This window comes from Chelativorans composti (genome assembly GCF_039541695.1).
GTDB lineage: Bacteria > Pseudomonadota > Alphaproteobacteria > Rhizobiales > Rhizobiaceae > Chelativorans > Chelativorans composti.
In genome coordinates, this window is sequence record NZ_BAABGS010000050.1 from 1 (window position 1) to 8,316 (window position 8,316).

At 57.7% G+C, this 8,316-nt stretch carries 7 protein-coding genes and 1 pseudogene; 1 reads left to right on the forward strand and 7 read right to left on the reverse strand.

Annotated elements, in window-relative coordinates:
* Positions 1–183 precede the first annotated feature (183 nt).
* Positions 184–1,550, forward strand: a pseudogene (locus tag ABD906_RS10225) (IS1182 family transposase).
* A 149-nt stretch (positions 1,551–1,699) separates the two neighbouring features.
* Here the strand turns inward: ABD906_RS10225 and ABD906_RS10230 are convergent.
* From ABD906_RS10230 to ABD906_RS10260, 7 genes are all read right to left on the reverse strand, one after another.
* Positions 1,700–3,202 (reverse strand): tripartite tricarboxylate transporter permease, encoded by a 1,503-nt coding sequence (locus ABD906_RS10230; protein WP_345099308.1) that lies wholly within the window; start codon positions 3,200–3,202, stop codon positions 1,700–1,702.
* Positions 3,203–3,219: 17 nt separating this feature from the next.
* Positions 3,220–3,723 (reverse strand): tripartite tricarboxylate transporter TctB family protein, encoded by a 504-nt coding sequence (locus ABD906_RS10235; protein ID WP_345099309.1) that lies wholly within the window; start codon positions 3,721–3,723, stop codon positions 3,220–3,222.
* On the reverse strand, positions 3,720–4,601 hold the full coding sequence (locus tag ABD906_RS10240; protein ID WP_345099310.1) for a polysaccharide deacetylase family protein: 882 nt from the start codon (positions 4,599–4,601) through the stop codon (positions 3,720–3,722). Before ABD906_RS10240 ends, ABD906_RS10235 begins: the two co-directional genes overlap by 4 nt.
* 8 nt (positions 4,602–4,609) lie before the next feature.
* Positions 4,610–6,250 (reverse strand): FAD-dependent oxidoreductase, encoded by a 1,641-nt coding sequence (locus ABD906_RS10245; protein ID WP_345099311.1) that lies wholly within the window; start codon positions 6,248–6,250, stop codon positions 4,610–4,612.
* Positions 6,251–6,264: 14 nt separating this feature from the next.
* On the reverse strand, positions 6,265–7,254 hold the full coding sequence (locus ABD906_RS10250; protein ID WP_345099312.1) for a Bug family tripartite tricarboxylate transporter substrate binding protein: 990 nt from the start codon (positions 7,252–7,254) through the stop codon (positions 6,265–6,267).
* 42 nt (positions 7,255–7,296) lie between these two features.
* On the reverse strand, positions 7,297–8,094 hold the full coding sequence (locus ABD906_RS10255) for a maleate cis-trans isomerase family protein (RefSeq protein ID WP_345099313.1): 798 nt from the start codon (positions 8,092–8,094) through the stop codon (positions 7,297–7,299).
* Between the two features lie 7 nt (positions 8,095–8,101).
* Positions 8,102–8,316: hypothetical protein (locus ABD906_RS10260; RefSeq protein WP_345099314.1), on the reverse strand; the 215-nt coding region annotated here is incomplete at its 5' end.

Genomic DNA, 8,316 nt, shown 5'->3' on the forward strand with positions numbered 1-8,316 from the left:
ACATGGCGGCACGTTGGCCACCTCGTCTCCTCCATCCAGCCAGCGGAATGTACAAACTATTTCCGAAACGCCGGCTATGGTTCCGAGAAAAGCTGAATGGCTCTAAAGTAACCAAAGGGCGGACCGTATTCCCATTCAGCTCAAACCTCTGGCGTTGGCCGGAGGTTTTTGATTCACTGGGGCATGTTGAAGAAGCCCGCGCCCGTTCAGACGGCGATCGAGATGGTGACGCTCGAGAGCCTTGTCCCCGCCGATCACCTGCTGCGCAAGATTGAGGCGGTGATCGATTTCTCCTTCATCCATGACCGCGTGGCGGGGCTCTACTGCGCCGACAACGGCCGCCCGCCGCTCGACCCGACCTTGATGTTCAAGGCCCTGTTCATTGGTTATCTGTTCGGCATCCGCTCCGCGCCAGCTGGTGCGCGAAATTGAGGTCAATGTCGCCTACCGCTGGTTCCTCGGGGCCGAAGCTAACTGATCCGGTGTTCGACGCCTCGACGCTGAGCCAGAACCGGCGGCGGCGCTTCAACGGCACCACGGTGGCGCAGGACATCTTCGACGCGATCGTCGAACAGGCGATCGCCCATGGGCTGGTCGACGGCACCGTGCTCTACACCGACTCGACACACCTGAAGGCCAATGCCAATAAGGGCAAGTACGACCTGGCGATGATCGCCAAGTCGCGCGCCGACTATTGGGCCGATCTGGCCGGGCGGTCGAGGCGGAAAGCAGGCTGCACGGCCAGAAGCCGCTCACGGAAAAGGAGCGGAAGCCGCAGGTGAAGGAGACCAAGGTCAGCCGCACCGATCCGGACGCGGGCTCCTTGGTGCGCGAGGGCAAGCCGACGGGTTTCTTCTACCTTGATCACCGGACGGTTGGCGGACGCCTTGCGATCATCACCGATACCCATGTGACGCCGGCCAGCGTACATGCTCGATCGTCTATCTGGAGCGGCTCGATCGTCAGCGGGCGCGCTTTGGCTTCGACGTGCGGGCGTGGGGCTTGATGCGGGCTATGCCACGGCCGGCATTACCCATGGGCTGGAAGAGCGCGGCATCCTAGGGGTGACCGGCTATCGCAACCCGACGCCACGGCGCGAGGGGATGATGCACAAGTCGACGTTCGTCTACGAGAAGGAGACCGATGGCTACCGCTGCCCGGCGGGCCAGCTGCTTGGCTATGCCACCACCGACCGCAAAGGCTACCGGCACTACCGGTCCGATCCGGGCATCTGCCGCGCCTGTCCGCTGCGGGCCTCCTGCACCAGCAATGCGAAGGCGGTGCGCACCATCACGCGGCATGTATGGGCGGAGGTACGCGAGCGGACGGACAGTTACCGCAAGACGCCGTGGGGCAAGGCGATCTACAAGCGACGCAAGGAGACGGTGGAGCGCTCGTTTGCGGATACCAAACAGCTGCACGGGCACCGTTATGCGCGCTTGCGCGGGCTGATGAAGGTGAGCTGGCAATGTCTGCTGGCCGCGGCCAGTCAGAAGATGAAGAAGATCGCGCTGGCGATGACCCGGAAACCGCGACTGGCAGGGGCGTGAGGCCGCGGGCTCCTTCGTCATCTTCTCTGCGTCAATGCTCACAGCGACGCCGTCCCGCTCAAAAGAAAAACCCGCCAAAAAAATCGGCGGGTTTGTCAGCGGTCTGAGGCGGACCGTATTCCGGCCCCCCCTTTTCTGCTCTTCGTGGATTATGCCTCAGCCCGTTTCTTGAAACGCTTCCACGGTGTCCAGATCGACGAGAGAATGAGAAACGCCGTCAAAAGAAGGAACGAGAGACTAATCGGGCGCTCAAGGAACACCATGTAGTCGCCACGAGTGATCAGCAATGCGCGCCTAAGGTTTTCCTCCACCATCGGTCCAAGCACAAGTCCAAGCAGTAGCGGAGCTGCCTGGAAGCCTAGTTTGCTCAAAACATAGCCGGCCATACCAAAGCCAATGACAAAAAATATGTCACCGGTGCTGTTTTGGATACTGTAGACGCCGATGGCAATGAGCAGGATGACCGCCGGTGCAAGGAACCTGTATGGTATTGAAAGGAACCTCACCCATATGCCGATCAAAGGCAGGTTGAGGATCACCAGAAACAGGTTTCCGATCACAAAGCTCCCGATCAGACCCCAAAAGATATGGGGGTGTTCGGTCAGGAAACGCGGGCCTGGCTGGATACCGTGGATCATCATTGCAGCTAGCAGTAGCGCCATCACGCCATCGGCAGGAATGCCGAGCGACAGAGTCGGAATGAATGCGCTCTGCGCCGTCGCATTGTTAGCCGCTTCCGAACTCGCAATGCCTTCGATGGTGCCCTGACCAAACTTCTCGGGATGACGGCTAATCTTCTTCTCCATCAGGTAAGCCACGAAGGAGGAAATGGACGTGCCCGTTCCCGGGAGAAGGCCAAAGGCCATACCCAGGACTGAACCTCGCGTAATCGGCCAGATCGAATCACGCACCTCGTGGCCAGTAGGCAGCAAAGTACGCCAAGTCACCTTGTAGATGCTTGCGTCCCGCTCACTAGTTGACGTCAGGTTGCGGATCACCTCGGTAACACCGAAGAAGCCCATGGCCACTGCTACAATGCTAATTCCGTTCCAAAGATCGGTAAACCCGAAGGTGAATCGCTGCGCACCCGTGTTGACATCTGCACCTACCATTCCAAGAATTAGGCCAAACAAGACCATTATGATGCCTTTGGCCACGGATCCTTCCGACAGGGTGGCGGCCGCAATAAGGCCCATCATCATCATCGAGAAATAGTCAGCCGGCTGGAACTGAAGCGCTACGCGTGCCAGAGGCGCGGCAAAGATGACCAGCAGTATAATCGCCAGGTTGCTGCCAATGAACGACGCCATGGTGGTGATAAAGAGTGCAGCGCCCGCTCTCCCTCGTTGCGCCATTGGATGTCCATCAAGGCAGACAACGGCTGACGACGCGGTGCCCGGCAGGTTCAACAGGATGGATGTGATAGATCCGCCATACTGTGCGCCGTAGTAGACGCCTGCCAGCATAATCAGCGCATCGGCTGGAGCGACGTGAAATGTGACGGGGAGAATGAGGGCGATGGCTGCCATGGGACCGACGCCCGGCAGCACGCCGACCATCATACCCAGAGTGACACCGCCGACGCTATAAAGCACGGAAGGCCATGAAAGAGCCAGCGCCATGCCTTGCAAGAGACTGAATAACGCTTCCAAAGTAGCCTCCTTCTGTGTCACAGAGGCCAGCGGATGGCGGGAAGTGCGAGGCCCAGGCCATTGATGAATACCAGGACCGCTGCGATACTAATCGCCAACGCATAGATGACGTCGGCCCACGCCAAGCGTCCGGTCACGGCCGCGCTGACAAATAGCATAAGAACCGTTGCCGACGGAATCATGCCGAATAGGGGAAGCAGCACTGCGAAGGAGGCGAGTGCGGCTAGGATCAGAAAGGAGGAAACCTTGATAGGGATCCTCGCAGGCTCTCCACCGTTGCGAAGGGAGCCGATGATCAGCAGGGCTCCGAGCGCCACGAGAAGCACACCGACGCCGAATGGGAAACCTCCCGACCCCAGGCGTCTCAAGCTACCAAGGCCAAGAGATAGGCCCTGGCCGAGCGAGACACAACCAATGACAACAGAGATCCAGCCTCCAACGCTGTCGGAGGTGAGGAATAACCGTTCCAGAAGGCTGGATTTGCCGGCATACCCGGCTGTCTGAATTACTTCTTTGCTCATGGCATCTGCACCATTCCTGGTGGAAGTGACATTACATGACTGGCGATTTCGCCTGGCGTGGTGAGCCAAATCTGATCGCGGTGCATCGCTATGTGCTCGAAAATCTTGCGTAGCTGGCGGATGCGGTGAGGTTGTCCAGTCAGGAACGTGTGGAGCGACAAGCAATAGACCTGCGGATAAAGTGCACTTTCCTCAAGCTGCTCATCAAAGGCATCAATCGCCATTCGCGTGAAGTCGGTGTCAGACGCACCACGGTTCACGTAGGCCGGCAGGTCGTTGAGCTCCATCGAGGGGTACGGAACGGCAAGGATCGGGCCTTCATCCGTACGGAACCACTGGGGCTGGTCGTCAAACCACCAGTCTAGCATGTATTCGAACCCTGCCTTCTTCAGCAGTTCAGGCGTTTGCGGGCTCTGGGAGATGAATGGCCCAAGCCATCCGCGAGGAGCCACACCCTCGTGCTTAAGCATGATGTCGCGCACTTCCTCCAGCATGGCCATCTCATATTCCGGCGTCATGTCGATCTGACGCTCCGAATTGGTGCGGCCGTGGCCGACGAACTCATCACCACGCTTGCGGAATGGCTCCAGCACCTGCGGTGCTTCCTTGTAGACCATGCCATTGGCGAGGATCGCCAGCGGGAGTCTGAATTCCTCGCACAGCCTCAGGATCCGCCACACACCGACACGGTTGCCATAATCGCGATAGGCATAGCCGCGGTGATATGGCGGGCTTGGCTGTGAAGTGAAGTCATTGCCGGGGTTGCGGCCGAATTCGAATGCCTCAATGTTGAGGGCAATATAGACTGCCAAACGCTTGCCCCCAGGCCAGTCATAAACTGGTCGATCAACTATAGGGCTGAACTTGTATCGATCCATTGCGTTCCTCACGCGGTAAGTGCTTGTTTTGAAGCAGTGGCGCCACGAACCACGTCGATGATCCATGCGGCATCGGAGCCATCCTTGCCACGCCAGGCGACATGTCCGTCGGGCCTCACAAGGACCAGCGGCTGTTCGTAGAGCTCAGCAATCTTGGCATCGTCGATTGCCTCTACGCGGAGCGGAATGCCTGCCTTGCCCGCAGCCGTAACGAAGGCCCCAGCGGCCTTCGAATCTGCGCCGAAATCGAGCAATACGAAATCACGTCCGTACAGATCGAGGATCGAGCGACCGTCGCTGAGCCATGCGTGAGGTGCCCGGTGCCCGGGACGTGCAGTGGGAACGTAGGTTGTATATTCATCAGGCGTCGGCGGTGTCCCATCCGGAACGCAGATCGGCGAATTCTCGTACCTATAACCTAGCTGGATGCCCCACGACTGCCAGTCGGAGCGGGTATTTTCCTTTAGTGCCCGACCAATTGCCGTACGCAGCTTGTCGCCTTCTTCTCCAGGGGCATTGATGTCCGAAGTGTCCAGCGGCGCATTCCAGGTCCTGAAGTTATGGGTGGAAAAGGCAGCATTACGCACAGCGATGGGTCGGCGTTCTGCCTCATAGCTCTCGAGCAGGTGCTCGCCGCCCCAGCCCTTGAGCGTGGCAGCCATCTTCCATCCAAGGTCCACAACGTCGCCAAATCCGGTGTTAACTCCCATACCGCCTGTGGGCGACATTGTATGAGCAGCGTCACCGGCAATGAAAACATTGCCCTTTCTGTAATGCTCGGCGACCAGCTCCGTACGGCGCCAGGGCACTACGGTGATGACTTCGAACGGGATGTCATCACGGCCAAGTGCCCGCTTGATCCAGCCTCCAGAGTCAAAATTCTGGAGATCGAAGCGCTCTTCGTTTCCGAAAACGGTAAGGCGCCAGAGCTTGCTTCCGTCAATAACGGTAAGGTTTCCCCATGTACCTTCCGGGCCGACCAAAATGCAACGCTCGAAGTCCCCGATTTGGGTCATTTCAAGCAGGTCAGGGCAACGGAAAAGAATGCCGATAGAGTAATTGATCTTCGGCTTGCCGAGCATCGGAATGCCGAGCTCGGAACGGACCGTGCTCGTAGCACCGTCGCAGCCGATCAGGTAGCGGGCGTTGACAGTCAAGACCTTTCCAGTCTTCACATTGCGGACAGTCGCGGTCACACCTTTGCCTGTATCGGTGAAGCTCTCCAGCGCATGTTCAAAGCGCAGATCGATTGCAGGCTGAGCGCCGGCAAATCGCTGCAGGATCGGATTGAGCCACATTTGCGGGCAGCGCTGACGCTTGTGCGGCGTCCCTTCAGGAATGGGCGATTCTGCAGTCGAGGGATAGTCGTCACGCTCAAGCTGATGGCCGGTCAGGGCCGTGCAGAAGACGATCGAGAGCTTGTAGTCATCGGGAAAACCGGAGGTTCTCACCTGCTCCGCAAAACCCCACCGCCGAAAAAACTCCATGGTGCGGGTGACAATCGTACCGATTTTGGGATGGTCAATGTAGCCATCTGTCTTTTCGATCAACATGCAATCGATGCCATTGTAAGCTAGGTCGATTGCCATGGTGAGCCCAACCGGCCCCCCGCCTACGATGAGAACCGGCGTGGTTATTTCTTGAGCCATATCAACTCCTAATATTACTTGAAGGAGATGTTGTTGACCTCGGAGACGCGCTTCCAGGTCTCTGCCGTGCTGGTAATGGCCTCCTGGAAATCAGCCGGATCTTCCACCACGGTCTCCATGCCCTGTTCGCGGACAACTCGAATAACGTCTTCGGTCTGCGCGGCAGCCTTGGAAGCCTTAGACAGTGTTGCAAGTACATCATCTGGCAGCCCTGCCGGCCCAAGAACGCCATACCAGCTTTGCGATACTTCGAGCTGCGGGAAACCTGCTGCGGTAAAGGTCGGAACCTCTGGCATGTTCGGGTCTGCCGTTGCCGTCGTCACGCCAAGGAACTTCAGCTCCTGGCCATCCCTGTAAGGCAGGGCCAGCGGCACGCCCATGAACATGGCATCAATCGTTCCGGCGATCAGGTCCGTCGATGCGGGGCCGTTTCCCTGATAAGGTATATGCTCGGCCTCAAAGCCAGCTTCTGCTTTGAACAGCTCCATCGTCAGGTGATGAATGGTGCCAACGCCGGGAGAACCGTAGTTGATGCCATCAGCCTTTGCTTTGGCGTAGGTCACAAACTCTTCAATCGTATTTGCGGGAACGTCCTTGTTAACCGCGAGGACGATGGAATGGGTCATAATACGACTGATGGGTTGGTAGGCCGTGGAAATGTCATAGGACAGATCCGGGTAGAGCAGGGGAGCAATCGAGAGGAGGCTTGAACCACTCCACAGAAGGGTGTACCCGTCAGGCGCGGCTGATGCTACGATACCGCCGCCGGTTGTACCGCCTGCACCCGGACGGTTGTCGACAACGACGGGCTGATTGAGCTGCTTTGACAGCGCATCGGCAAAGACTCGCGCTGTTAGGTCTGTATTTCCACCTGTCGCGAACGGTACAATGAGTGTTATCGGCCGCGACGGATAGTCTTGCGCCATGGCCGGCATGGTCAGCGCCAATGCAGATGCTGCAATTGCGGCTCCAATGAGCGTACGCTTACTTACATTGATCTTCATTGTTCTCCCCACATTTGTTAGACGGATTCATGTCAAAATGTTTCATGCTCGCAGTCTTCCGCTCCAGCCTCCGAATAATGGCTCGGTCGGGGTTGGTTCGGGCAGCTCCACACCGGTCTCTTTCATGACCGCCCATGCCAGGCACAGATTGGAGGACAGTACAGGTTTACCGATTTTTTCTGCGATGACAGGGATCGCTTTGATCGTTGGCATCCCTGTACCGGTCAATATCAGCATGTCAGCCCGGTCCACAGATAGACGCGATATATTCTCTAGTATCGAGTCTGAGCGTATTTTGTAGACACTGCGAGTATCTGAAGGATCGAGCGGCGCATAGGCATGATCGACGACGTCGAAGCCGGCCTTGCGCCAGAAACTGATGCTGAGCTCCGCCAGCCAGTCCGGATAGGGTGCAAACACCACAATCCGCTCCCCTCCCAGATGCTTCAGTGCCGCTTCGATTGCCGCCGCAGCCGAGATGACTGGGTAGCCGAAGCGCATCTGCATCGCGGCCATAATTTCTGCATCGCGCTCGTGACCAACAATATATGATGACCCGGTGCAAGCATAAGCCGCACAATCTATTTCAGCAGTATCAAAAGCGTCCAAAGTTTCATCAAGATTTTCTAGGTATCCAACAAGTCTATCCTTTGAGTCAGTGCGGCTGCCTTTCAATCGTGAGGTGATGATGTTCACCCCTTCCGGCATCAGCGCGTAGAATTCCGGCTCTACTGTTGGGTTTGCCTGCGGGACCGTCAGTCCAATGGTGGCGACAGTTCCGTACTCTCGCTGCTTGTGTGCACCTAACGCCATAGTGCATTCCTCCGTCTCCACCGACATCCTGCCCTCAGAGGAGTAAACTGTCAACAGCATGCAGTTTGAATTTGCTTAAATTGATCGAATGAGAGAGCCGGTGGACGTTAGAAGCCTCAGTCTGCGAGACCGATCCCCGGCAAAGTGTCAACGGCGGTGCAAAATCCGGCCACGCGGCGGCGCAAAACCAGGCCAGGTGGCAGTGGCCTGCGCCATGGCGCGCGCGCTTACCAATAGCTGGCGCGTGCC

Excerpts from the sequence above, each read along its gene's own strand:
- ABD906_RS10250 (WP_345099312.1), bottom strand. The coding sequence starts at position 7,254 with ATGAAGATCAATGTAAGTAAGCGTACGCTCATTGGAGCCGCAATTGCA.
- ABD906_RS10240 (WP_345099310.1), bottom strand. The coding sequence starts at position 4,601 with ATGGATCGATACAAGTTCAGCCCTATAGTTGATCGACCAGTTTATGAC.
- ABD906_RS10235 (WP_345099309.1), bottom strand. The coding sequence starts at position 3,723 with ATGAGCAAAGAAGTAATTCAGACAGCCGGGTATGCCGGCAAATCCAGC.
- ABD906_RS10255 (WP_345099313.1), bottom strand. The coding sequence starts at position 8,094 with ATGTCGGTGGAGACGGAGGAATGCACTATGGCGTTAGGTGCACACAAG.
- ABD906_RS10245 (WP_345099311.1), bottom strand. The coding sequence starts at position 6,250 with ATGGCTCAAGAAATAACCACGCCGGTTCTCATCGTAGGCGGGGGGCCG.